The organism is Phocaeicola intestinalis, assembly GCF_014837065.1.
Classification (GTDB): domain Bacteria; phylum Bacteroidota; class Bacteroidia; order Bacteroidales; family Bacteroidaceae; genus Phocaeicola; species Phocaeicola intestinalis.
In genome coordinates this window covers 1-945 of the sequence record NZ_JACSPP010000138.1, presented here as the reverse complement: position 1 = coordinate 945, position 945 = coordinate 1, and the positions used below count along the sequence as shown (strand labels likewise).

Genomic DNA, 945 nt, shown 5'->3' with positions numbered 1-945 from the left:
ATCGCCCAAAGCACACACGAAAACGGATACATCAAGCCAAGAAAAACTTTTTGGAGAAATTCAAAACAGCTTCTGAATATAATGTCTACGAAAGAAAATTGAAAGCCTACCGTGACTGGAAAAATACCATTGCTACGGAAAAGAAAATTTCAAGAGAAGAGGAGCGTAAAGAAATAGCCAAGGAAATGAAAGCCGACAACGAACCTATCGCTAAAATCATGAAATATACGAAATTGACCGAAGAAGAAATCAATCAATTATGCGAATCAGGAGTTAAAAGGGAGTTATAGCCGTTATCGCCCACTTGGCGGGCTGGGAGTTAGATGCCAATACCTCTTGCAGTGTTTTCAGAAGTAGGACTATTTATTGGGCTTTAACTCTTGAACGAAGTGGTAACTCCTGTGAACATAACTACGTTTGACTCCTGATTCGCATTAGCTTCTTATAAGATGGAATGCTTCCTTTACATCCATTTGTACAGAAAAGCGAAAGACGCAAGGTTTCCTAAGCGCAAAACATTATTATAATATATAATAAGGAGAGCCGATTGGGCGATAAATCGGGAGAAAAACAAGATGAATATGACAAAAACGTTGCACAACCTCCCTTTTTCTGTGCTTTGTTTTCGTTACTCCGTTAATAAATGCAAATTTAATAGAAGTTTTTAGTAAGATAATGATTGTGTATAAAATAAAACCTTTACATTTGTGCCTTGAAAGTTGTCTTCTAAAACAAAAAATGTGAATGAAAACCTTTTCCAAAGTGAAGGATTCATATCCGGATATGGATTCCTGCATGAGTAGAGAAGACTAGAGTTCTATGGCAAAACTGCTTTATTCTGAAGATAGGGGCGCTACGCTATTGTTTGGTCAGTAGCCGGCGCGGCTACTGACGGGGCATAAACCACCTTTCTCCGTGAATTAGGCAGTGCGATCAACTCATTGA

General features: G+C 38.4%; 1 pseudogene. It reads left to right on the top strand.

From position 1 onward, the window contains the following. Positions 1 to 290 (top strand): annotated as a pseudogene (locus tag H9625_RS17385) (Rpn family recombination-promoting nuclease/putative transposase); the annotation flags it as partial. Positions 291 to 945: the final 655 nt, after the last annotated feature.